This is a genomic window from Methylobacterium segetis, from assembly GCF_004348265.1.
Lineage (GTDB): Bacteria > Pseudomonadota > Alphaproteobacteria > Rhizobiales > Beijerinckiaceae > Methylobacterium > Methylobacterium segetis.
Genome location: NZ_SMNT01000071.1, coordinates 1 through 22,211 on the forward strand (window position 1 = coordinate 1; position 22,211 = coordinate 22,211).

Genomic DNA, 22,211 nt, shown 5'->3' on the forward strand with positions numbered 1-22,211 from the left:
GCGGCGCGAGATCCTCGACCGGCTCGACGCGATCACCGCCCGCGGTGACGCAAGCCTCCCGTAAGCCAGGACGCCTACAGAACCACGACTCCGCTCCGCGCGAGGAGGCGCCCGATGAGCATCAGCCCGCCCACCGACATCGTCCTCGACGTCGCGCGCGCCGCCGAGCCCGCCCGCGCGGAGGCCGCCGCCGCCAAGCTCTCGCTGCCCGGCGATCCGGCGGCCTTCACCGATGCCGTGCGCGCCGCGAGCGCCGCCCTGCACATGCCCCTCGACGCCCGCGGCACCCTGACCGGCCTGCAGAACGGGACCGCCCTGTCCGGCCCCTCCACCGACCCCTACCGGAAGTTCGAAGGATTGGTCCTGCAGCAATTCGTCGAGGCGATGATGCCCGAGAAATCCGAGACCGTCTTCGGCAAGGGCCATGCGGGCGGCATCTGGAAGTCGATGCTCGCCGAGCGGATCGGCGAGCAGATCGCCAAGGCCGGCGGCGTCGGCATCGCGCGGATGCTGGACAAGGCCCATCCCGCGGCGTCGCCGTCCGCCAACGCGCAGAAGGTCTGACCCCGGATGCTGCTCGCCTGCCTGAACCGGCTCGAGGCCACGATCGAGGCCGAGACCGAGGCGCTCCTCGCGCGCCGCGCCGTCGATCACGCGGCCGTCAACCACCTGAAGAGCCAGAGCCTCCTGGAGCTCAGCCGGCTCTCCCGCGGCCTCGACCCGGCCGGTCTCGACGCGGTGGCGGCGATCCACCTCGCGCGCCTGCGCGACAAGCTCGCCCGCAACCAGGAGGTCGTGGCCATGCACCTGCGCGCGGTCGAGGAGATCGGCGAGACGGTGGCCGCCGCGGAGCGCGCGGCGGAGTCGGACGGCACCTACGCCCCCCGGGTCGGGCTCTGAGGCGGCTCCATGCGCGTGCTCGTCACCGGCCTCTGGATCTGCGCCGTCACCATCCTCTCCTGCTACGGGGCAGTGACCTGGGGCGGGGGCTTCTTCGCGAAGAAGACCGAGCCCTACCTCGAGGGCCTGCAATATCAGAAGCTCGCACCGATCAACATTCCGATGATCGCAGACGGCAAGGTGCAGGGCTACGTCGTCACGGTTCTGGTCTTCACTGCGGACGCGAAGCTGATGCACACGCTGCCGGTGCCGCCGAATGCGTTCGTGATCGACGAGGCGTTCCGGCAGATCTACTCCGACCCTGCGATCGATTTCCGGAAGCTCGCCAAGTACGACATCAACACGCGCCTCGCCGAGATCCGGGCCAGGGTCAACGCGCGCCTCGGCTCGGACGTGGTGAAGGACGTGCTCGTGGACGAGATGAACTTCGTCGCCAAGCGCGAGCTGCGCTCGTAGCGCCTTCGCGAACGGAGCGATCCCGGTTCGCGCGAAGAGGATGCGCTCATTCGAGGGATGGGAGCGTGACTTGGCGCGGCCTCACACGCCGGCGAGGAACCGACCCAGCACCTCGCCTGCGAGAAGCCGCGCGAGGCGCTCCTCCGCGCCGCCCTCCGTCGCGATCAGGAGGCCGCCGCAGACGGCGCCCTGCCCGCTGAAGGCGTAGCGGAGCGCGCTGCCCGGACGAAGCCCGCCGCCGACCCGGGCGAGGAAACCCTGCATCGCCCCGGGCCGGCCGTCGCGGCCGCACAGGATCTCGACGCCGGCGGCCCTGCCCGTGATCGTCAGGGGCACGAGCCCGAGGCGCCGCCCCTCGGCCTGGGCGAGGACACGCCGCGGGTCCGACAGGGCGAGCACCGCGTCCGGCGCGACATGGACGCGGGCCGCGAAGGCGATCGGCCCGGACCCCGCGAAGCGGTCGATCACCGCGATCCCCGCGAGATCGTCGAGGAGCAGGAAGGTCCGGACATGGCGCAGGTCCGGCCCGTGCACATTCGTGAGGATCGCGTGCGCGCTCGCCCCGTCGAGGGGAAGCGAGCCGAGGAGGCGCCCGAACCCGGCCGCCGTCTCCCGGCCCTCCAGGATTGCCACGTTGTGGGCCCGGGCCGAGAGGAGATAGTGGCGGGCCGGGCCGGTCTCGGCCTGTTCCGAGCCGCCGGCCTCGACGATCCAGGGCCGGGATTGCGCGGCGAAGACGAAGGAGCCGCAATCGGCGTGGTCCTGCGGCGATTGCCCGGCGAAGGTGCAGGCGAAGTGGCTCCAGCCCCGGTCCAGGCCGCCGGCCCGGGCCGAGAGGGTGCCGCCCGCCGCGTCGAGCCGCGCGCCGGGCCTCGGCGCCCCGGTGCCGCGCGCGTCGCCGGATTCCCGCACGGCCGAGAGGCGGGTGATCCACGCCCCGTGGTCGATCCCCGGCGGGCTGTCGCCGAAGGGCGGCAGGCGGCCGCCGGGGTCGAGGAGGGCGGCGAGGCCGGGCAGCGCCGCCGCGACGGCCTCGGCGATGGCCGGGCCAGGCTCCTCCCCGTCGAGCGCGGCGGCGAGGGCGCGGCCGAGGGTGAGGAGTTCGAGGCGCCGGTGCAGGGAGCGCTCGGCGAGCGCCGCAGAGAAGCCCTCCCCGAGCGCGAACCGGGCGAGCGCGTCCCAATAGGCGGCCAGCGGCAGGCGCGGCAGGGTGCGGGCGATGCCGAGCAGCGCGCCGGCGGCCCGCATCTGCAGCGGGGAGCGGCTCAGCGTGTTCTGCCCCACGATCTCGGCCATGGCGAAGCCGTGGCGGACGATCTCGCCGACGAGCGCGATCGCCGCCTCGGCCTCGACCGGCCCGGCCAGGAGCGCGCCGAGCACGTCGGCCCGCGTCGCGAGCGCGTCCGGGTGAAGGCTCAAGGGGTCGGCCGGCTGGCCCCAGGGATTGGCGCGCGACCAGCCGAGGGCGAGGTCGAGGGCCTGGGACCGGCCCGCCTCAGCCGGCCCGGGCAGGGCCGCGAGCCACGAGAGCGATTGATATTCCAGGCGCCAGGGGACCGAGCGGAATGGATCCTCTCCCCAGTCGGGCGCCGCGGGCAGCGGCCAGTCCGGCGCACCGGCGAGGCGCAGGACGAGGGCTTCGCCGGCGCGCGTAGCGGCCGGCCCCGCCGGCCCCTGCAGGGCGCGCTGCGCCAGCAGGATGCGGGGCGCCGCCTCGGGAGGGGAGATCCAGGCGGCTTCCGCCCCGGGCGGCAGGCCGAGGGCCTCGGCGAGGCGGGCGAGGAAGGCGGGCGCGTCGAGCACGTCGTCGCCGCACAGGCTCTCCAGACGCAGCCCGTCCTCCAGAGCGATCTCGGGGGCGGCGAGGAGTTCGACGCCGGTCCCGGCCGGCGCGTCCTCCCAGCGCTCGAAGCCGATCTCGACCGCGGCGGCATCCGGCGGCGGCTTCAGGTTCAGGGTGAAGCGCCGCGCCTGCTGGTGGGCCGCGAGGTTGATCACCGCCCCGAAGCCCGGCACCGAGACCGTGTCGGGATAGGGTGGGGCGACGGGCACGCCGTCGGCGTCCGCGTAGGCGATGCGCGCGCGGGCTGCGTGCTCGTCGGGGCGGCTCGCATGGATCTGCCCGCGCAGGACGAGCCCGGCGCCCGGCACCAGGGCGAGGCGCAGCGGCTCGGCCGTCGGCCCGAGCCGGCGGTGCGGGCGCGCCTCGGCGGCCTCCGCCCCGTCGAGGCCCTGCCGCAGCGTCGCCGCTCCGATCGTGAAGGGCCGGGTGTTGCGCCAGGAGCGGAAGGTCACGGCGAGGTTGCGGGCCGGGGCGGGAACCGGGAAGGCGATGCGCAGGGCGGCCGTGCGGGTGCGCTCGCTCCCCTCCGGCTGGTAGGCCGGCCCGGTGATCCAGGCGCTGTGCGGGTCGAGCAGGCTGCGCGCGAGGCCCGGCACGTGGTCGAGATCGAGGCCGGACCCGTCGGCGGCGAGGAAGTCGAATCCGACGAGGGCGAAGTCGAGGGCGTTGCCGGCCTCCTCCTCGGCATCCCAGGCGATCCGCGCCTCCAGGCTGCACCATTCCCCCGCCCGCAACCCCTCGAAATCGAGCACCGCCCGAGACCAGCGGTTCCTGGCCGCGATCACGTGCTCGCCCGGGGCGGGGCCGGGCGCCGCCCCGCCGGCGTGGCGGGCCGAGACCGGCAGCAGATCCGTCGCGGCAGGCGGCTCTTCCGGAAGCATGGCTCGGGAATGGGAGGGGGAACGGGGTGTCGGGCGAGGGGGCAGCTTAGCCCGGAATGCGTCCGGGGTGCCATGGTCCGGCCGCCACTCGCGCGATCGATGCGAGGGACATTCACTTCCGCGTGGGCATTCCCATTCAATCATCCTCGTCCTTGCACGGGGCCAGGAGGCACGGCGGACTCCCTCTCCCGTGTCGGGAGAGGGTTGGGGTGAGGGGCCCCGGGCTGCGGACGAACAACGACACCCTTCCTGGCAGGTCGCAACCCTCACCCGGTCCCTCCCGGAACGAGAGGGGACCCGTGTCCGATAGGCCGACGTCGGGCCTCGCCCGAACGAACCATGCATCTGACAGCCCGAACGGGAGAGGAGGCGCACTGATCGGAGGCCGACAGGCGCCCCCCTCCGCCTGAGGCGCTGCCCGCGCCAGCCTCGGGCAAGGTTGCGCCCCTAGACCGCTCCCATCGGATGACCCGCTCCGGGGCATCCCCGGCCAGCGGGCCGAAGCATCGGGAGGGGCAAGGATGGCGGGCGTCTATCTGTTCGATCTCGCCTCCCAGCAGGCCCACTACCTCGCGGTGCGGCAGGCGACGATCGCCGGCAACGTCGCCAACGCCAACACCCCGGACTACCGGGCGCGGGACGTGGTGCCCTTCGCGCAGGTCCTCGCCCGCACGGGCCTGGAGATGGCGGCGACCGCGAGCGCGCATCTCGACGGCGAGGGTCTGCGCATCCCCGTCCGCACCGCCGAGTCCCGGGACGGATGGGACGTTCTCGAGACGTCGAGCTCGGTGAGCCTCGAGCAGGAGATGCTCAAGGCGAGCGACGTCTCCCGCGAGCACAGCCTGAACGCGGGCGTCGTGAAATCCTTCCACCGCATGCTCATGGCGGCCGTGAGGGGCGGCGCATGATCGATCCCCTCCTCTCCGCAAGCCGGCTCGCCAGCGCCGGGCTCGAAGCGCAGTCGCTGCGCATGCGCGTGGTCTCCGAGAACCTCGCCAACGCCCAGTCGACGGGCGAGGCACCGGGCGCCGACCCCTATGCCCGCAGGACCGTGACCTTCCGGGCGGAGCTCGACCGCGCGGTCGGCGCCGCCTCGGTGCGGGTGCGGGGGATCGGCACCGACACCACCCCGTTCCGGACCGAGCACGACCCCTCGAACCCGGCCGCGGACGGGAACGGCAACGTCAAGCTGCCGAACGTGAACATGCTCGTCGAGATGGCCGACATGCGTGAGGCCAACCGCTCCTACGAGGCCAATCTCCAGGTGATCAAGCAGACCCGCGCCATGGTCGCCAGCGTCATCGACCTTCTGAGGACCTGAGACACCGATGATCGAGGCACTCGCGTCCCTCTCCGCCTTCGACAAGGCCGCCTTCTCCCGCGCCACGACGGCGCCGGCCGCGAGCGCCGGCCTCTCCGCCGCACCCGGCCTGACGGGCGCCGCCCCCGCCGGCAGCCCCGCGGATTTCGGGGAGATCATGACCCAGTTCGCCTCGGGCGTGCGCACCTCGCTGCGCACCGGCGAGGCGGCCGCGATCGCCGGGATCCAGGGCAAGGCCACGGCCCAGCAGGTCGTCGAGGCCGTGATGTCGGCCGAGCAGAGCCTCCAGACGGCGGTCGCGATCCGCGACAAGGTCGTGTCCGCCTATCTCGAACTGAGCCGCATGGCGATCTGAGGAGAGACGAGAGATGCGAGCCCTCGCCATCGCCGCCACGGGCATGTCCGCCCAGCAACTCAACCTCGAAGTCATCGCCAACAACATCGCCAACCTGAACACGACCGGGTTCAAGGGCGCGCGGGCCGAGTTCACGGACCTGCTCTACCAGGCCGAGCGCCTGCAGGGCGTGCCGAACCAAGCGGGCCAGGAGGCGATCCCCGAGGGCGCCATGCTCGGCCTCGGCGTGCGGGCGGCGGCGATCCGCAACCTGCACCGGCAGGGCTCGCTCGCGAACACCGCCAACCAGCTGGACCTCGCCATCAACGGGCGCGGCTACTTCCAGATCACGAACCCGAACGGCGAGATCAACTACACCCGCGCCGGCTCCTTCAACAAGAACGCCGCCGGCCAGCTCGTCACGCTCGAAGGCTACACGGTCGATCCCGCGATCCTGATCCCGCCGAACGCCGTCGACGTGGTGATCAATCAGTCGGGCCAGGTCTTCGCCAAGATCGAGGGCCAGGTCCAGCCGCAGAACATCGGCCAGATCACGCTCGCGAACTTCGCCAACGAGGCGGGGCTGGAGCCGCTGGGCAACGGGCTCTACCGGGAGACGCCGGCCTCGGGCCAGGCGGTCGCGGGCAATCCGGGCGACGCCAGTTACGGCAAGATCCAGCAGGGCTATCTCGAAGGCTCGAACGTCGATCCCGTCAAGGAGATCACGAACCTGATCACGGCGCAGCGCTCCTTCGAGATGAACTCCAAGGTGATCCAGGCCTCCGACGAGATGGCAGCCACGATCTCCAAAGGCATCCGCTAGCGAGCCGACCCCCCGCCGCGCCGTCGCGCGGCTCGAGCCTTCCCGCCGCGGGCGCGCGCCCCGCGCCGCCGCAGATCCCTGGCGTTGTCCGATGCTCATCCCGCCTGCCCGCCGCCTCGCCCTCGCCCTCGCCCTCGTCGCCGGCCCCGCCGCGGCGAGCCCGGAGGCGCTCATGCTGCCGGTGCCGACCGTCACGATCTATCCGGGCGACACGATCAGGGAATCGATGCTGCGGTGGCAAACCTACCCGCAGACCTTCCGGGCGCGCGCGGCGGTGATCGACGCGCCGCTCGCGATGGTCGGGCGCACCGCGCGCCGCACGCTGCAGCCGGGCGAGCCGGTGCCGGTCAACGCGGTGGACGATCCCCGCCTCGTCAGCCGCGGCGCGCCGACCCAGATCGTCTTCGAGGAGAACGGCCTCGTCATCACCACCGTCGGCGCGCCCCTCCAGAACGGCGGCCTCGGCGAGACCATCCGCGTCCGCAACACGGATACGGGCCGCATCGTGCTCGGCACCGTGATGGCGGACGGGCGCATCCGGATCGGCACCCCGTGATGCGCGCGCGCCTGATCGCCCTCCTGCTCGGGCTGCTGGCCGGCCTCGGATTCGGGCTTCTGGCCGTCCCGGCCCGTGCGGGCACCCGGATCAAGGACATCGCGACGCTGAAGGGCGTGCGCGACAACCAGCTCTTCGGCTACGGCCTCGTCACCGGCCTCCAGGGCACGGGCGACACCCTGCGCAACGCGCAATTCACCGAGCAATCCCTGCAATCGCTCCTCGACCGGCTCGGCATCAACGTGCGCGACGCGCGCCTGCGCACCCGCAACATCGCGGCCGTGATGGTGACCGCCGACCTGCCGCCCTACACGGGCCAGGGCTCGCGCATCGACGTCACCGTGACGTCGCTCGGCGACGCCACGTCGCTCAAGGGCGGCACCCTGCTGATGACGACCCTGACGGGCGGGGACGGGCTCGTCTACGCCGCCGCGCAGGGGCCGCTCGCGGTCTCGGGCTTCACGGTGCAGGGCCAAGCCGAGCAGCTGACGCAGGGCGTGCCGACCGCCGGGCGCATCCCGAACGGGGCGCTGATCGAGCGCGAGGTGCCGGGCAGCTTCCGCGACCTGCCCGAGCTCGTCTTCGAATTGAAGAACCCCGACTTCAAGACGGCGATCCAGATCGCCGACGCGATCAACGCCTACGCGACGGCCCGCTTCCGGCAGCGCATCGCGAGCCCGCGCGACCAGCGGGCGGTGGCGATCCAGCGGCCGCGCGAGATCGCGCAGACCCGTCTCGTCGCCGAGATCGGCGACCTGACGATCGAGCCCGACACCCCGGCCCGCGTCGTCGTCGACCAGCGCACCGGCACGGTCGTGATCGGCCGCAACGTGCAGATCTCGACCGTCGCGGTCACCCACGGGAACCTCACGGTCCGGGTCACCGAGACGCCGGAGGTCTCGCAGCCCGCGCCCTTCTCGCGCGGCGAGACGAATGTCGTGCCGCGCACCGAGGTGTCGGCCCGCGAGGAGCCGGGCAAGCTGGCGATCCTGCGCGGCTCCGACCTGCAGACGCTGGTGCGCGGCCTCAACTCGGTCGGGCTCAAACCCACCGACATCATCGCGATCCTGCAGGCCGTGAAGACCGCCGGAGCGCTCCAGGCGGAGCTCGTCGTGCAATGATCGCGATCATCGTTCTCTGGCTCACGTTCGTGATCCCGTCATCCGCCGCGGGCGCACCCGCCGGCGACCCGGCGCGGGACTCTGCCCTCAGGGCGATCGCCGCCCGCGAGGCCGCCAAGGAGGCGGGCGCCCAGGATTTCGTGAAGGAGCCGCCCAGGGCCGGCTACTGCGCCAACATCGCGGATGCCGCGGCCGATGCCCGCTTCGCCTGGCAGAAGGAGCAGCTCGCCGCCCTGGAGCGCCAGGTCGAGGAGCGCATCCAGCGCCTGGAGGAGAAGCGCGCCGAGTACGAGACGTGGCTGCGGCGCCGCAACGACTTCCTGGCCCAGGCGGATGCCGGGATCGTCGCCGTCTACGCCAAGATGAAGCCGGACGCGGCGGCGCCGCAACTCGCCAACATGCCGGAGGACGCGGCCGCCGCGATCCTGACGAAGCTCAACGCCCGCGCGGCGAGCGCCATCCTCGCCGAGATGGAGGCCTCCCGCGCCGCCGGGCTCGCCCGGAGGATGACCGAAACGGGCCGCAAGACGGAGGGCGCCCCGGCGCCTGCCCCCAAGGACAACGGAAGATCGTGATGACGCGCCTCGTCCCGGGCGGCCTCGCCATCCTCGCCGCGGTCGGCCTCGGCGCCTGCCAGAGCCGCCTCGACGAGTTCGGCCGGCCGCCGGTCCTCACCCCGATCGGCACCGGCCTGACGGCGCCCCGCGGCCCCCTGCCGACGAGCTTCGGCGCCTACGGGCCGCGCCACGGCTACCACTCGACCTTCTCGCCCGCGAGCGCCGAGCTCTATCAGGACCCGCGGGCGCGGGCCGTCGGCGACGTGATCACGGTCAGCATCGTCATCAACGACAAGGCGCAATTCGACAATGCGAGCGAGCGCTCCCGCAGCCAGAAGTCGAGTCTCGGCTTCGATTTCGGCTACGGCGTCAGCGGTCTCAAGGACGCCGCGACCGCGGACACGGGCATCCGCTCCGGGACCGAGACCAAGGGCCAGGGCTCGATCGACCGCTCGGAGAACCTGCGCCTCTCGGTGGCGGCGATCGTCACGGAGGTCCTGCCGAACGGCAACGTGCTGATTTCCGGCTCGCAGGAGGTGCGGGTCAACAACGAGGTGCGGGTGCTCAACGTCGCCGGCATCGTCCGGCCGCGCGACATCTCCCGGCGCAACACCATCGACTACGACAAGATCGCCGAGGCCCGCATCTCCTACGGCGGCCGCGGCCGCCTCACCGACGTGCAGGGCCCGACGGTCGGCCAGCAGATCTTCGAGGCCGTCGCGCCGTTCTGAGGCGCGCGAGGGGGTGGGCGACGATGGCGGACGGCAGGCAGGCGGCCCCGAAGAAGGGGGGAAGGGGTTGGACCGGGGCGCTCGCCCTCGTCACCCTCGTCGCGGTCGGCACGGGCGGGGCGCTCGGCGTCTATCTCCTGTCGAGCGTCGAGAAATCCGTCGACGCCAAGAAGCGGGACGAGGCCGACAAGGCGGTGAAGGTCCTGACCTACACGGGCGACCTCGCCCTGCGTAGCGTCGGCTCGGTGGTGACGAACCTCGCCGAATCCGGCGATTCCTGGGTCCGGCTCGAATCCTCGGTCGTGTTCCGGGCCGGCAGCCTCCCGAATCCCGACGTCACCCTGGCCGAGATCCGCGCCGACGTCACCGCCTATCTGCGCACGGTCTCGATGGCCCAGATCGAGGGCGCGAGCGGCCTGCAGCACCTGCGCGAGGACCTGAACGAGCGCGTGGCGCTGCGGACGAAGGGCGCGGTTCGGGAACTGATCGTCGAAGCGGTGGTGGTGCAGTGATGCAGCCCCGAATCCGGTCCCTGCTCGGATGGCTCCTCGGTGCTGCCCTCCTGTTCGCCGCCACGGGCGCCCAAGCCCAGGGCGCTCCGTCCGCGACCGGCATCCCCGGCCTCGACGCGCTGCTGCCGCCCGGCAACGGGGCGGCGAGCGGGCGCATCCTCCAGCTCGTCGCGCTGCTCACCGTCCTGTCGCTGGCGCCCGGGCTCCTCGTGATGATGACGAGCTTCACGCGCTTCGCCGTCGCGCTCTCCTTCCTGCGCTCGGGACTCGGCCTGCAGAGCACGCCCGCGAACCTGTTCCTCGTCAGCCTGTCCCTGTTCATGACCTTCTACGTCATGGCGCCCACCTTCGACCGGGCCTGGAACGAGGGCGTGAAGCCGCTCCAGGAGAACCGGATCAGCGAGGAGGAGGCGTTCGGCCGGATCGCCGACCCGTTCCGCGAGTTCATGGCCTCGCAGGTCCGCCCGAAGGACCTGCAGACCTTCACGGATCTGGCGAGCCGCACCCTTCCCAGGGCCGAGGCCGGCGAGAAGGTCGATCTGCGCATCCTGATCCCCGCCTTCATGATCTCGGAGCTTCGCCGGGGCTTCGAGATCGGCTTCCTGATCGCGCTGCCCTTCCTCGTGATCGACCTGATCGTCTCCACCATCGTGATGTCGATGGGCATGATGATGCTGCCGCCGACGGTGATCTCGCTGCCCTTCAAGGTGCTGTTCTTCATCCTGATCGACGGCTGGAACCTGCTCGTCGGCGGGCTGGTGCGGTCGTTCTTCTGAGCCGCGCAATCCCCGCGCAAGGCTGGCCGGCGAGAACGCTCACCGAACGTCGTCAGACCAGTCGCGGGATTGCGCCAGGATGTCCGGTCGCGAACAAGCCGAGAGGCTGTGGAGCAACATCATCGAGCTGGGGCCGCGCCGGCTCGCGGCCCTGGGGCTGATCGGCCTCGTCGTGTTCCTGGCCGTGGGCCTCGGCGCCTACTACCTCAGCCGCCCCGCGCAGGAGCCGCTCTACACGGGCCTGTCCCGCGAGGACGTCGCGCGCATCGGCGGCGTGCTCAAGGATTCGGGCATCCCCTTCGATGTCAGCGCCGACGGCACGGCGGTGCTCGTCGCCTACGGCAACACCGCCCAGGCCCGGATGCTGCTCGCCGAGAAGGGCCTGCCGCAGAGCGCGAAATCGGGCTACGAGCTGTTCAACGATCTCGGCTCGCTGGGCATGACCTCCTTCATGCAGGAGGTGACGCGGGTTCGCGCCCTTGAGGGCGAGCTCGCCCGCACCATCCAGGGCATGAAGGGCGTGCGCGCCGCCCGCGTCCACATCGTCCTGCCCGACCGCGGCTCCTTCCGGCGCGACCAGCAGCCGCCCTCGGCCTCCGTGGTGGTGCGCACCGAGCCCGCCGACGACGTCAGCGGCGCGCAGGCGATCCGCCAGCTCGTCGCCTCGGCGATCCCCGGCATGAAGCCCGACCGCGTCACCGTCATCGGCGCGGACGGAACCCTGCTCCTGTCCGGCGACGACAACAGCCTCGCACCCTCCGGCAAGATGGCGAGCCTGGAGAAGGTCGTCGGGCGCGAGGTGCAGGACAATATCCGCCGCACGCTGACCCCCTATCTCGGCCTTGGCAATTTCGAGGTCAGCGTCGCCGCCCACCTCAACACCGACAAGACGAGCACCAACGAGACGATCTACAATCCCGACCAGCGGGTCGAGCGCTCGACCCGCTCGGTGCGCGAGAGCGAGAACAGCCAGAACCGCAACGCCCAGCGCCCGACGAGCGCGCAGCAGAACCTGCCCGACCAGCGCACCCGCTCGGACGGCAACGACCAGTCGAGCAGCGAGACCTCCAAGAAGGAGGATCTCACCAACTTCGAGATCTCGCAGAAGACCATCCAGACGGTGAGCGACGGCTACGCCATCCGGCAGCTCTCGGTGGCGGTGCTCGTCAACCGCGCCCGGCTCGCCGCGCTCGCCGGCCCGGACGCCCCGAAGGCGGGGATCGACGCGCAGATCGCCGAGATCGAGCAACTCGTCGCCTCGGCCGCAGGCTTCAGCAAGGAGCGAGGCGACAACGTGAAGGTCGCCGCCGTCGGCTTCGTCAACGACGGCCAGCCGCTGGAGCCGGTCCCCCCCTTGAGCCTCTCCGAGGTGATGCTGCGCCAGTCGGCCACGCTCATCAACGCAGCCACCATCCTCGTCGTGGCGGGCCTCCTGATCTGGTTCGGCCTGCGGCCGGCGCTCCGCGCCATCCTCGCCGTGCCGGAGGCGGAGCAGGCCGGGAGCGCGGCCCTGGCGCCGCCCCCGGGCAACCCGGCGCTGCCGCCCGGCGTCGCGGCAGCGATCGCGGGCCTCGCGCCCGAGGCCGGCGCGGCGCTCGCGGGGCCCGGCGCCGCGGATGCGCCCCAGCTCGGCGCGCCCGCCGCCATGGCGAGCCTCATCGAGGACATGGCCGACAAGATGGCCCGCTCGCCCCAGAAGCGGCTGGAGCAGATGATTGAGATGGACGAGGAGCAGGTCGCGGCCATCCTCAAGCGCTGGCTGATGCGTGAGGAGCCCGCCTGATGCAGGCCGTCCTCGCCCGCTGCCTGCCGGATTTCTCGGGCTCGGCGCCCGTCCCGCCGGCACCGCCCGGTCCGGCGCCCGCCTGCCCAACGGCTCCGCTTCCCGGCCCGGCCATCGACACCTTCGCCGATGCCTGGATCCGAGTGCCGCGGTCCGCCTCCGCGCCCCGGCTTCGGCCGAGACGCCGGAGGACCGGGAGACGCTGCTGCGCGAGGCGGAGGGGCGGGGCCGGGCCCTCGGGCTCGCCGACGCCCGGGCCGAGGCGGAGGCGAGGCGCGCGTCCGACGAGGCAGCCTTCGCGGCCCGGTTCGAGGCCGCGCGCCGCCGCTGGACCGAGACCGAGGCCGAGGCGCTGGCCGCCGGATTCTCGGCGGCGTTGCGTGCCCTGGATTCCGGGCTGACCGAGCGGATCGCCCGGCTCCTCGTGCCCGTCCTCACCGACGCCCTGCGGCGCCGGGCCCTCGCCGAACTCGGTGCCGCCCTGGCGCGGCTGCTCGCGGATCCGCACCACGCCGCGATCCGGGTGAGCGGGCCGCAGGATCTTCTCGACGCGCTCGCTGCGCGGCTCGGCCCGCTCGGCGCCTCGGTCGCCTTCGCGCCGGCCGATCTGGCCGAGGTGCAGGTCAGCGCCGACCAAACGGTGATCGAGACGCAGCTCGGCGCCTGGACGCGGCTCCTCGCGGCCGCGATCGAGGAGGCGTGAGATGGCGGAGGCCGGCCACCCCGAAATCATCATCGTCAAGCGTCACGGCGACCACGAGGACGGCCACCATGGCGGGGCCTGGAAGATCGCGCTCGCCGACTTCATGACCGCGATGATGGCCCTGTTCCTCGTGATGTGGCTCATCAACTCGACGAGCAAGGAGCAGAAGCAGACCATCGCCGAGTACTTCAACCCGGTGAAGCTCGCTGAGGTCACCCACGACCGAAAAGGTCTGCGCGACCCGCACGACACGCCCTCCGAGCCCGGCGCCGAGGGCGGCAAGGCCGAGACGAGGGGCGAGGGCAAGGCCGAGGCGAAGGGAGACAGGGCCGAGGCTGCCGGCGCTCCGGGCAGCCGCGCCCGCGAATCCGCGCTGTTCCAGGACCCCTATGCAGTGCTCGCCAAGCTCGCGGTCGAGGCCGAGCGCGCCGAGGTCGCGAGCGCGGACGCAATCGGGCTCGAGACAGGCCAGCCCGGCATCAGCGGCGGCGAGGCCGCCCGCGACCCGTTCGACCCGCTCTACTGGCAGGTCGAGCCCCTGCCGCGGCACCGCACCGACCGGCCGGGCGCCGTCAACACCGCGGCCCCCGCACCGAGCGAGGCGCGCCTCGACGTGCGAGGGCAGGTGGTGCGCGAGCAGGCCGCCCCGCCGCGGGACAAGGCAGCCAAGGACAGGAAGGAGGGTGGGTCGGGAGCGAGCCTCAGGCTCGCCTCCGCCGAGCCGATGCCGATCCCGCCGAAGGAGCCGCCCGCGAAGGAGATCGCGAAGGCGCCGGATGGCACGGGCGCGGCGGACGCGAAGTCGCCCGAGACCGCCGCGATGGCCGACCTCAAGGCGGAGATCGCCAAGGCGGTTCAGCCGCTCGCCGTCGCCGCGCCCGCGCCCCGTGTCGAGGTGCGGCGCACGGGCGAGGGCGTGCTGATCAGCGTCACCGACGAGATCAATTTCAGCATGTTCGGCATCGGCTCGGCGGAGCCCTCACCCAAGGTGGTGCGGGCGCTGGAGCGCATCGCGCGCGTGCTGAGCGCGCGCCCCGGCCGCATCGTCGTGCGCGGACATACCGACGGCCGCCCCTTCCGCTCCGAGACCTACGACAATTGGCGCCTGTCCTCGGCGCGGGCGCAGATGGCCTCCTACATGCTGGTCCGGGGCGGCCTCGACGAGGCGCGGGTCGAGCGGATCGAGGGCTACGCCGACCGCCAGCCCCGCAACGCCGCCGATCCGAAGGCCGCCGAGAACCGCCGCATCGAGATCCTGCTGCGGGCGCAGCCGGAATGAGGGCGCGCCCAGACCCGCGGCTCGCCGCCCTTCTCTCGGCTCTCCTGCTGGCCGTGCCGGCCTCGGCGGCCGGCGACGGGCACGGCGCTCCGGCGGCGCCCGTCGAGCCGCTGCCCGTCGGACCCCGGGGCCTGCCGGTCGAGCTGGTCCGGACCCTCCAGCTCCTGCAGGACCGGATCGCGAAGGGCTCAACACAGGCGCATCTCGCCCAGCGCCAGCTTCTCGGGCACATCGAGGAGCGCCTGCTCGCCCTGGAGCCGGGCACCTGGGCCGCCCCCGAGAACCTGCGCGCGGCGGTGACCTTCGCGCTGGCGGGCGGCGGCCCGCGCGTTCTGCGCTGGATCCTCGAAGGCGGCACGGCGGCCGAGGGCGAGACCGGCCTCGTCCTCGGGTCGATCGCCTATCTCGACGGACGCGAGGGGGAGGCCCGCGCCCAGCTCGCCCGCTACGACGCGCGCACGATGAGCCCGGGGCTCGCCGGGCAGCTCGCCCTGACGCAGGCCGCGCTCGCCGTACGCGAGTCGCCTCGGCAGGCCATCGAGCTTCTCGACCTTGCCCGCCTCCTCGCCCCCGGCACGCTCGTGGAGGAGGGGGCCCTGCGCCGCGAGATCTTCGTCCTGGCTCAAGGGGGCGATGCCCAGCGCTTCGAGGCCCTGTCGATCCAGTACCTGCGCCGCTTCCGCCGCTCGGTCTATGCGGGGAATTTCCGTCAGCGCTTCGCCGCGTCCCTGACCCGGCTCGATTTCGGCAGCGACGAGGCCCGCGTGGCGCGCCTCGAGCGGATGCTCGACGAGATCGAGCCCGAGGGGCGACGCGACCTCTACCTCCTCGTGGCCCGCGCCGGGCTCGAGCAGGGCCGCCGAGAGACCGCGATCTTCGCCGCCGAGCGCGCCGCGGGCCTCGCCGGCCCCGATTCGTCGGCCGCCGCACAGGCCCGCCTCTATCGCGGTGCCGCCCTGATCGTCGCAGAGGGCCGCTTCGAGGAGGGGCAGGAGGCCCTGCGCGGAATCGAGCGCAATCTCCTGCCGGAGGGCGACGTCGCCCTCCTCGACGCCGCGCTCTCCACCGCGGCGCAGATCCGCACGCCCGCTGCCGGCTCCCCCAAGCGGCCCGAGCCTGCCGAGAATGCGGGGCCGCGCAGGTCGCCCGATCCCGCCTCGATCGCCCGCGCGCAGGCCGCGGTCGCACGCATCGACCAGTTGATGAATGGGAGCGACCGGTGACGCCCCTCGACACGATGCTCCCCGGCATCCGGCAACGCCCGGATTCCGCTTCCGGCCGGCCCTCGCCCGAGGCCGGTCAGGGCGACGTCGCCGCCTTCGAGGCGATGCTCGGGGATCTGGCGGAGGGCCGGGGCATGGCCGACGTGCTCGGCCAGACCGGGCCGGACCGGCCGGAGGAGCCCGCCGCCGGGGCGATCCCACCGGATGCGCCGCTGCCGGACGCCACAGCCGCCCTGCTCGCGCTCCTGCCCATGCCTCAGGCGGGCCGAGCCGGAGAGGACGCCGAACCACGCACGCCGGCTGCGCGCGCCGTGCTGCGTGCGCTCCTCGTGCGGGCCGCTCCCGGGGCGTCCCCGGAAGAGGCGGCGCCGACTGTCCCAGCCCTCGCCCCCGCGGCGGGCGACTTCACCCGCCTGATGGAGCGGGCGGCGGGGCCGACCATCGTCGGCCTGCCCCTCCTCGGCGACCGGGTGCCCGTATCGGTGGTCGCGCGCGAGACGCATTTCGCGCCGGTCCGCGTGGTCGGTCCGATGGAGCAGGCTGCGCCGGCCACACCGCCGGTCGCGGGGCCGCTGCCGAGCGAGGCGGCGATCGGCGAACCGGTCCTCGCTGCCGAAGTGGCCCGCACGGATCCGCAGGTCCCGGGGGCCGTCGCCCGGGCGGGGACGGCGACGCCCTCGCAAGGAGCGGGCGGTGCCCCGAGCGCGCAGCCCGCAGCCGGTTCCAACGCAGAGCGGGAGGACGGCGCGGATCCGGTGGAAGGCATCGGGGAGCCTCCGTTGCGCACCGTCCGGGCGCGCCTCGCGGAGAATCCGCGGGCGGCGAGCCCCGTTCGGTCCCCCGCCACCGGGTTGGAGACGGCCGGTGAGCGGCGGCGGACGGCCCTGCCCGAGACGGGTACCGCAGGAGCCGGCCTGCGGGGCGAGGGGCGGGAAGTCGAGCCGGCAACGGCCGCCGCGCCCGGCTCCATGGGCGCCGTACCCTCGGCCCTGCCCGCGGACACGCTTCGGCAGATCGTGGACGCCATCGCGCCGCCCGAGCGCGCCGGCGAGCCTGCAGCAATGCCCGGGACGGGTCGGACGGAGGGCCCGACGCGGCTCCTGACCCTGCAGCTCAAGCCCGACGACCTCGGCTCGGTCCTGATCCGGATGCGCCTGCAGGACGGTCGCCTCGCCCTGGAACTGCAGGCGAGCCGTGAGGAGACGGCCGTTCTGCTGCGCAAGGACGAGCACCGGCTCGCCGAACTCCTGCGCGGGGCCGGCTATCAGACGGATCTCCTCACCATCCAGGCGGGTGGGGCCGAGATGTCCCAGCCCGGGCGCGGGCAGAGCCAACTTCCAAGCCAGCCGCAGGGGCAGGGATCGACCTTCCCGGCAATGGCCGATGGACAGAATGCGGGCGGATCGACGCCCGATCAGCCAGCCGGTCGCCGGCCGTCGGCGAGGGACGAGGGGCCGGCCGGACGCCGGGACGAGGGACATGAGAACCATCCTGGCGAGCGTGATCGCGGCGGCCTGTACCTGTAGTGCCGTCGCTCCGGCCGCGGCGAATATCTGCGAGCAGCAGATGGCGCAGGCGGCCGCCAAGCATGGGGTGCCGCTCGGCCTGCTCTACGCCGTGGGGCTGACCGAGAGCGGCAAGCGCGGTTCGCTTCAGCCCTTCGCCATGAACATCGCCGGCAAGGCTTATTTCGGCACGAGCGCGGCGGATGTGATGCAGCGCCTCGTCCGGGCGCAGGCCGAGGGCGTGCGGCTCGTGGACCTCGGTTGCATGCAGATCAACCACCACTATCACCGGGAGAAGTTCGGCTCGATCGAGGCGATGATCGACCCGCGCCAGAACGTGGAATATGCGACGCGCTTCCTGAAAGAGCTGAAGGAGCGGGAGGGGAGCTGGACGCTCGCGGTCGCGCGCTACCATGCCGGCCCGAACAACAACCCGGCCCAGAAGGTCTACGTCTGCCGGGTCATCACCAACATGGTGGCGACCGGCTTCGGCAATTGGACGCCGGGCGCGCGGGCCTTCTGCCGGTAGAGGTCAGCCGACAAAGGTATAGCCGATGTAGCGCTTGGCCTCGATCGGATCGTAGCCGAGGCGCTGGCTGAGCTTCTTGCGCAGCTTGCTCACGTGTCCCTCGACCACGCTCTCCTCGACGCCGTTGCTGTAGACGCCGTAGACCACGTTGAAGACCTGGCTCTTGGTGAGCCGGCGCCCGCGGTTGCGCACGAGATATTCGAGGATGTGCCGCTCGCGCCGCGGCAGCGGCAGCGGCACGCCGTCAATCTCGGGATCGCGCCCGTCGCAGAAGACCTTCAGGCGCTCGGCGTCCCGCGCCGTCTCGCCTGCCTGGGGCATTCCGCCGTTCACCCGGCGCCAGATCGCTTCGGAGCGGGCGAGGATCTCCCGGACGTGGACGGGTTTGGGCAGCACGTCATCGATGCCCGCATCGAACAGCACCAGCGTCTGTTCCAGGGAGCGCACGTCCGAGAGCGCGATGATCGGTGCCCGGGAGTGCCGGCGGATGAAGCTCGCGCAGCGCGCGCGGTCCTCGAAATCGCCCAGCAGGAAGCCCTGGATCGCGTCGATGTCGCCCGAGGAGGCTGCCGCGATCCAACTCGAGAACTCATCCGGGGTCAGGCCGAAGGAGGAGACGCCCTCGCGCTCGAAGCTCGCTCTGTAGCCCGCATTCACGGATTCCCTGGCGTCGACCAAGAAATACATCTGATCAGTCCCCGTCCGGTGCCGATCCTCACGCGCGAGCGCAAGATTTTGAACAAATATCTCTCATAAACAATAAATTTTGAGAGAAAAACTCTCAAAAAAGGGCAGTTCTCGAGTCGAAAACATGACCTGTATTTCAATTTTCACCGGGAAGATCCATGGCAATGTCGCCCGCTTCGGTCAACGCCCTGGAGGGGGGCGAACCCGTCGCCTCTACGTAGAGTCCGCGAATGCCAGACCGGTGTGAGATAAAGGGCTCGGTCCGCCGGACTCGCTGGAAAGAAGAGGTAGTATTTGTCTAATAATGCATTCGAAGGTTGAATGACTTCTTCGTCGGTGCTCGCGGCTGGTGGCGAGCACACGCGGACGGGCGGGCCTCGCGCCTCCGCCGCGGGCCCAGGTCCGCCCGTCCGGGGACGTCGTCGGCTCGTCCTGACGATCTTGCCGCCCGGCGTAACCAGCGGCCACCCGGCGCCGAAAGCCTTCCCGCAGCGGTCCCGAAGCGGGCGCGCTCGAAAGGGGAGAGATCACATGGGCAGCCTCGTCCGCACCGCCTCGGCCATCCTCCTGTCGGCGGCCGTCATCGCGTCCCCGGCCATCGCCGCGGGCGGCGGTGGCCAGGATTCCCGCGCGATGGAATCCCGGTCGAACGGCCTCCGTCCCGAGGGCTCCGCGAAGCAGGGCACGATGCACGGGGACGAACCGCATGCAGGTTCGGTGGAGAAGGGCGGCATGGCCAAGGACAGGATGAAGAAGTAGCCTGCCGCGCTCGGGAGGCGGACGATGGCCGCACTCGCACATCCGTTCCCGATGCCGGGGCCGTCGGCGCCCCGGAGGGATGCGCTGCCTGCCATGCCAGCTCGACACGCGACAGGACCCGGCGAGGCGCATCTCTCGGCGGCCATGCGGGCGGCGCAGGACGGAGACGCGGCAGCCTATAGCCACGTGCTGCGGGCCTGCGTACCCATGATCGCAGGCATCGCGCGCAGGCAGGGGGTTCGAGGCGCTGCCGTGGACGACGTCGTGCAGGAGACGTTGCTGACGGTCCACCGGGCGCGAGCGACCTACGATCCGGCCCGGCCCTTCCTACCCTGGCTTCGCGCCATCGCGCAGCGGCGCTCGGTCGATGCCCTGCGCCGCCATGGCCGCCGACCGCGGGAGGTGCACGACCCAGCCGCCCTCGAGGATCAGGTCGATGCCGGATCGGAACCGGGGCAAGCCCTCGAGGACGCCCAGGAGGCGCGAGAGCGCGAGGCCAGGCTCGCCCGCGCCGTGGCGAGGCTGCCAGCCGGACAGCGTCAGGCGGTCGAGCACCTCGCCCTCGCCGAGCGCTCCCTGGCGGAGACCGCCGCCCTCACCGGCCGGAGCAAGGGAGCTCTCAAGGTGAACCTGCATCGCGCCCTCAAGGCCCTGCGTGCCGCCCTGACCTCGGACAAGGACGGCCGCGATGTCTGAACCCGACCGCCACGAACGCCTCGTCGAGGATCTCGCGGGCCGCCTCGCGCCGGTTCGGCGGCTCGGGCCGCCGGGACGCAGAGCGTTCCTCTGGTGCGTGGCCGCGCTCGCCCTCGGCCTTCTCGTCCTGCCCTTCGCGGACATGTCCGCGCTCCATGTCCGCCTCAGCGTGCCGGACCTGCGGCTCTCCGCTTTCGGAGCGGTGCTCACGGCGGCGGCCGCCGCCGTCGCCGCCTTCCAGACCAGCGTGCCGGGACGGTCACGGGCCTGGGCGTGGCTCCCGCTGCCGGCCCTCGCGCTCTGGCTCGGGGCGAGCGGGCTCGGCTGCCTTCGCGCGTGGCTCGCCCCAGCCTCTGGCATCGCGGGCGGGGAGGAAATGCGGGGCTGCTTCGTGTTCCTGATGGCCGTGTCGCTGCCGCTCTCGGCGCTCCTCGTCCTGATGCTGCGGCGCGCCTGCCCGCTGCGCCCCAATCTGACCGCGGCGCTCGCCGGGCTCGCGGCCGCGGCGGGCGCCGCTGCGCTCCTGGTGCCGCTGCACCCGCACGACGCCACCGCCACGGACCTCGCGGTGCATGCCTGCGCGGTTCTTCTCGTGATCGGCCTCAACGGCCTCCTCGGCGGCCGCCTCCTCGACGGGAGCGTCCGCTGAGAGGCCGAGCGCCGCCCGATTCCGGCAACTGTCCCGAGGCGGAGGCACTCACGCCCGGGCAGGCAGGTGGCGGGCGTCCGAGAGGGCGCGGGCGAAGCGGTCGAGGCAGAGCGGCGGGCCGTGCTCGGCCAGGATCCGCTGGATCGCCACGCCGACGAAGTAGCCGTCGAGGACGAGCTTGAAGAAGACCGTGACGGGCTTCGTCACGAATTCCATGTCGAGCACCACCTGAAGCGACCGCCCCCAGTCGAGGCGCATGTCGGCCGCATCGGCGTAGGCGAGCGTTGCCTCCTTGAAGTACGGCTCGGCGGAGGACGAGACGAGGTCGGCGATGTTGGCGTGGCGCTCGGTGCGGACCCAGCCGACGAGGAGGCCCCCGTCGAGGAGGCACAATTCGGCGATGAAGTCCCGGATCTCGGTGGCGAAGACTTCCTCGGCCGCCGCGATCTGCTCGGCCGGGACCGGGGGGCCGGCCGCGAAATCGTGGACCGCAGAACTCATCGGGGCCTCGCGAACAGGAAGAACAGGATCTGCGCCACGGCGCGGTAGAATTCCGCGGGGATCGTCCGGTCGACCTGCACAGCCTCGTACAGCGATCTTGCGAGAGGCTTGTCCTCGATCACGGCGATGCCGTGTTCCTCGGCGATCTCGCGGATGCGCAGCGCGATCAGGTCCTTGCCCTTGGCCAGCACCAGGGGCGCCGGATTCTCGGTGGGCTCGTAGCGCAAGGCCACGGCAAAATGGGTCGGGTTGGCGATGACGACGCTCGCCCGGCTTACCGAGGCGAGCATGCGATTGCGCGAGCGGTCCTGGGCCAGCGAGCGCAGGCGCGCCTTCACGCCCGGGTCGCCCTCCACCTGCTTCATCTCGTCCTTGATCTCCTGGCGCGACATCCGGAGCGAGCGCTGCCAACGCAGGCGTGCCCAGACGAGGTCGCCTGCCACGATCACGATGGTGGCGATGCTCACCGCCGAGACGAGGCGGATCGACAGGGTAAGGATCAGTTCGGGGAGCTGGCTCGGATCGACATACATGGCATTGACGGCCTTCAGCCGCTCCGAGCGCAGGATGAGGAGGACGACGAGACTGACTGCGAAGACTTTAAGGACGGATTTCAGGAACTCGACTTGTCCAGACCGGCCGAAGATCCGGCTCCAGCCGGCGGCGGGCGAGACGTTCCTCCATTTCGGCCGGATCCGTTCGCCGACCATCCGCGGCACGTTCTGGAGCAGGGAGGCGGCGAGCCCGAAGCCCGACAGGATCAGGAGGATCGGCAGCAGGAACCGCCCGGCCGAGAGGCCGACCGCTTGAAGCAGGCCCTGCACGTCGCCCGCGGATTCGAGGGCGAAGCCGCGCGGATGGTCGAAGAGTGCGGAGAGATCGCGCGCGATCTGCGCCGCCTGTCCCCGCACGACGAGGCTCAGCGAGACGAGGAGCCCCAGGATCGCCGCGAAGGTCGGGGCCTCCCGCGAGAAAGGCACGTCCCCCTTCTCGATCGCTTCCCGCACGCGCCGGTCGGTCGCGGCCTCGGTCCTGCTCTCCGGGTCGGAATCCTCAGCCATGGTCGGCCCGGGTCGTCGGATCGCA

Annotated in this window: 26 protein-coding genes; 22 read left to right on the forward strand and 4 right to left on the reverse strand. The window is 72.1% G+C overall.

The genetic code is table 11. The features are described from left to right. Positions 1-114 precede the first annotated feature (114 nt). From E1J50_RS17615 to E1J50_RS17625, 3 genes are read left to right on the forward strand one after another with little or no spacing between them, the layout of a single operon-like run. Positions 115-564: a rod-binding protein gene (locus E1J50_RS17615; protein WP_132255146.1), complete on the forward strand. Its 450-nt coding sequence runs from the start codon at positions 115-117 to the stop codon at positions 562-564. 6 nt (positions 565-570) lie between these two features. Continuing rightward, positions 571-900, forward strand: coding sequence for a flagellar protein FlgN (locus E1J50_RS17620; protein ID WP_132255147.1), 330 nt, complete (start codon positions 571-573; stop codon positions 898-900). Positions 901-909: 9 nt separating this feature from the next. Next, the gene (locus E1J50_RS17625) at positions 910-1,356 is read left to right on the forward strand and encodes a hypothetical protein (RefSeq protein ID WP_132255148.1); all 447 of its coding nucleotides are present in this window, start codon (positions 910-912) and stop codon (positions 1,354-1,356) included. 81 nt (positions 1,357-1,437) lie between these two features. Here E1J50_RS17625 and E1J50_RS17630 read toward each other — a convergent pair whose 3' ends face one another. Beyond that, positions 1,438-4,080 carry a heparinase II/III domain-containing protein gene (locus tag E1J50_RS17630; RefSeq protein WP_132255149.1) on the reverse strand — a complete coding sequence of 881 codons (2,643 nt, stop codon included), beginning with the start codon at positions 4,078-4,080 and terminating at the stop codon, positions 1,438-1,440. 521 nt (positions 4,081-4,601) lie between these two features. On the opposite strand from E1J50_RS17630, the gene flgB reads away from it, so the two are divergent. The 16 genes from flgB (at position 4,602) to E1J50_RS17710 (ending at position 17,833) form a co-directional block, all read left to right on the forward strand. Beyond that, entirely contained in the window at positions 4,602-4,988 is a 387-nt protein-coding gene (gene flgB / locus E1J50_RS17635; RefSeq protein WP_132255150.1) for a flagellar basal body rod protein FlgB, read from the forward strand. Then, positions 4,985-5,401 carry a flagellar basal body rod protein FlgC gene (flgC, locus tag E1J50_RS17640; protein WP_132255151.1) on the forward strand — a complete coding sequence of 139 codons (417 nt, stop codon included), beginning with the start codon at positions 4,985-4,987 and terminating at the stop codon, positions 5,399-5,401. Before flgB ends, flgC begins: the two co-directional genes overlap by 4 nt. 7 nt (positions 5,402-5,408) lie before the next feature. Beyond that, positions 5,409-5,756 carry a flagellar hook-basal body complex protein FliE gene (gene fliE / locus E1J50_RS17645; RefSeq protein WP_132255152.1) on the forward strand — a complete coding sequence of 116 codons (348 nt, stop codon included), beginning with the start codon at positions 5,409-5,411 and terminating at the stop codon, positions 5,754-5,756. Between the two features lie 13 nt (positions 5,757-5,769). After that, on the forward strand, positions 5,770-6,558 hold the full coding sequence (gene flgG / locus E1J50_RS17650) for a flagellar basal-body rod protein FlgG (RefSeq protein WP_132255153.1): 789 nt from the start codon (positions 5,770-5,772) through the stop codon (positions 6,556-6,558). Between the two features lie 91 nt (positions 6,559-6,649). Continuing rightward, positions 6,650-7,114: a flagellar basal body P-ring formation chaperone FlgA gene (gene flgA, locus E1J50_RS17655; RefSeq protein WP_132255154.1), complete on the forward strand. Its 465-nt coding sequence runs from the start codon at positions 6,650-6,652 to the stop codon at positions 7,112-7,114. Next, positions 7,114-8,235: a flagellar basal body P-ring protein FlgI gene (gene flgI, locus E1J50_RS17660; protein WP_132255155.1), complete on the forward strand. Its 1,122-nt coding sequence runs from the start codon at positions 7,114-7,116 to the stop codon at positions 8,233-8,235. The genes flgA and flgI overlap by 1 nt, the downstream gene beginning before the upstream one ends. Further along, positions 8,232-8,810 (forward strand): MotE family protein, encoded by a 579-nt coding sequence (locus E1J50_RS17665; protein ID WP_245516620.1) that lies wholly within the window; start codon positions 8,232-8,234, stop codon positions 8,808-8,810. Before flgI ends, E1J50_RS17665 begins: the two co-directional genes overlap by 4 nt. Next, positions 8,810-9,523, forward strand: coding sequence for a flagellar basal body L-ring protein FlgH (gene flgH / locus E1J50_RS17670; RefSeq protein WP_132255156.1), 714 nt, complete (start codon positions 8,810-8,812; stop codon positions 9,521-9,523). The genes E1J50_RS17665 and flgH overlap by 1 nt, the downstream gene beginning before the upstream one ends. Before the next feature lie 23 nt (positions 9,524-9,546). Beyond that, positions 9,547-10,035: a flagellar basal body-associated FliL family protein gene (locus E1J50_RS17675; protein ID WP_132255157.1), complete on the forward strand. Its 489-nt coding sequence runs from the start codon at positions 9,547-9,549 to the stop codon at positions 10,033-10,035. After that, positions 10,035-10,811 (forward strand): flagellar type III secretion system pore protein FliP, encoded by a 777-nt coding sequence (gene fliP / locus E1J50_RS17680; protein ID WP_207919234.1) that lies wholly within the window; start codon positions 10,035-10,037, stop codon positions 10,809-10,811. Before E1J50_RS17675 ends, fliP begins: the two co-directional genes overlap by 1 nt. A gap of 79 nt (positions 10,812-10,890) precedes the next feature. Further along, positions 10,891-12,594, forward strand: coding sequence for a flagellar basal-body MS-ring/collar protein FliF (gene fliF, locus E1J50_RS17685; protein WP_132255158.1), 1,704 nt, complete (start codon positions 10,891-10,893; stop codon positions 12,592-12,594). Continuing rightward, the gene (locus E1J50_RS17690) at positions 12,578-13,297 is read left to right on the forward strand and encodes a hypothetical protein (protein WP_245516621.1); all 720 of its coding nucleotides are present in this window, start codon (positions 12,578-12,580) and stop codon (positions 13,295-13,297) included. The genes fliF and E1J50_RS17690 overlap by 17 nt, the downstream gene beginning before the upstream one ends. A gap of 1 nt (position 13,298) precedes the next feature. Further along, the gene (locus E1J50_RS17695) at positions 13,299-14,576 is read left to right on the forward strand and encodes a MotB family protein (RefSeq protein WP_132255159.1); all 1,278 of its coding nucleotides are present in this window, start codon (positions 13,299-13,301) and stop codon (positions 14,574-14,576) included. Next, complete coding sequence (locus E1J50_RS17700) at positions 14,573-15,799, forward strand: chemotaxis protein (protein WP_132255160.1); 1,227 nt, start codon at positions 14,573-14,575, stop codon at positions 15,797-15,799. The genes E1J50_RS17695 and E1J50_RS17700 overlap by 4 nt, the downstream gene beginning before the upstream one ends. Then, the gene (fliK, locus tag E1J50_RS17705) at positions 15,796-17,325 is read left to right on the forward strand and encodes a flagellar hook-length control protein FliK (RefSeq protein ID WP_132255161.1); all 1,530 of its coding nucleotides are present in this window, start codon (positions 15,796-15,798) and stop codon (positions 17,323-17,325) included. Before E1J50_RS17700 ends, fliK begins: the two co-directional genes overlap by 4 nt. Continuing rightward, complete coding sequence (locus E1J50_RS17710; RefSeq protein ID WP_132255162.1) at positions 17,279-17,833, forward strand: lytic transglycosylase domain-containing protein; 555 nt, start codon at positions 17,279-17,281, stop codon at positions 17,831-17,833. The genes fliK and E1J50_RS17710 overlap by 47 nt, the downstream gene beginning before the upstream one ends. Positions 17,834-17,836: 3 nt before the next feature. On the opposite strand, the gene E1J50_RS17715 is transcribed toward E1J50_RS17710, so the two are convergent. Continuing rightward, the gene (locus tag E1J50_RS17715; protein ID WP_132255163.1) at positions 17,837-18,520 is read right to left on the reverse strand and encodes a response regulator transcription factor; all 684 of its coding nucleotides are present in this window, start codon (positions 18,518-18,520) and stop codon (positions 17,837-17,839) included. 531 nt (positions 18,521-19,051) lie between these two features. Between E1J50_RS17715 and E1J50_RS17720 the strand changes: the two genes are divergently transcribed. The 3 genes from E1J50_RS17720 to E1J50_RS17730 all read left to right on the forward strand — a co-directional run bounded on the left by E1J50_RS17720 (position 19,052) and on the right by E1J50_RS17730 (position 20,624). Next, positions 19,052-19,279, forward strand: a complete 228-nt coding sequence (locus E1J50_RS17720; protein WP_132255164.1) for a hypothetical protein — start codon at positions 19,052-19,054, stop codon at positions 19,277-19,279. 93 nt (positions 19,280-19,372) lie between these two features. Beyond that, positions 19,373-19,975 (forward strand): sigma-70 family RNA polymerase sigma factor, encoded by a 603-nt coding sequence (locus E1J50_RS17725; protein ID WP_132255165.1) that lies wholly within the window; start codon positions 19,373-19,375, stop codon positions 19,973-19,975. Beyond that, positions 19,968-20,624: an NrsF family protein gene (locus tag E1J50_RS17730; protein WP_132255166.1), complete on the forward strand. Its 657-nt coding sequence runs from the start codon at positions 19,968-19,970 to the stop codon at positions 20,622-20,624. The genes E1J50_RS17725 and E1J50_RS17730 overlap by 8 nt, the downstream gene beginning before the upstream one ends. 48 nt (positions 20,625-20,672) lie before the next feature. Here the strand turns inward: E1J50_RS17730 and E1J50_RS17735 are convergent, their stop codons facing one another. Continuing rightward, positions 20,673-21,125 carry a hypothetical protein gene (locus E1J50_RS17735; protein WP_132255167.1) on the reverse strand — a complete coding sequence of 151 codons (453 nt, stop codon included), beginning with the start codon at positions 21,123-21,125 and terminating at the stop codon, positions 20,673-20,675. Further along, positions 21,122-22,186: a flagellar biosynthesis protein FlhB gene (gene flhB / locus E1J50_RS17740; protein ID WP_132255168.1), complete on the reverse strand. Its 1,065-nt coding sequence runs from the start codon at positions 22,184-22,186 to the stop codon at positions 21,122-21,124. Before flhB ends, E1J50_RS17735 begins: the two co-directional genes overlap by 4 nt. Between the last annotated feature and the right edge of the window lie 25 nt (positions 22,187-22,211).